The organism is Microbulbifer okhotskensis, from assembly GCF_023895975.1.
GTDB classification, from domain to species: Bacteria; Pseudomonadota; Gammaproteobacteria; order Pseudomonadales; family Cellvibrionaceae; genus Microbulbifer; species Microbulbifer okhotskensis.
This window is the reverse complement of the sequence record NZ_JALBWM010000450.1, coordinates 1-310: the sequence shown is the minus strand read 5'-3', so window position 1 is coordinate 310 and position 310 is coordinate 1. Positions and strand designations below refer to the sequence as shown.

Sequence of the window (310 nt, the reverse complement as noted above, 5' to 3'; positions counted from 1 at the left end):
TCATCTCTTTTTTGCTAATAGTAAAGAAATGACACAGAATTCTGAACACTACCAAAATCTTCTCGGAGTCTATTTTTTGAAGAAATGCATCACCAAGTGCAGTAACCATTATTGGAAGCTTATCCTTGCCTATAAGCCAGACCCAATCCTCAAGAAGTTTCTCCCTGTTTAAGTGCTTAAAGTTAACAGTGAAGTCATTAAGATTCATGATCAATCCTTGATGGGAGTAGTGGTAGGACAGCCGGTTACCCTAACTGCCCTCACGCAGCGCCTTAACGGCAGCGTTCATATCGAAAGTAGGTTTGGTCAT

1 protein-coding gene is annotated in these 310 nt (G+C 41.0%); it reads right to left on the bottom strand.

Translation table 11 applies throughout. The features are described 5' to 3' along the window. Positions 1–208: hypothetical protein (locus tag MO867_RS22880; protein ID WP_252473435.1), on the bottom strand; the 208-nt coding region annotated here is incomplete at its 3' end. Positions 209–310 lie beyond the last annotated feature (102 nt).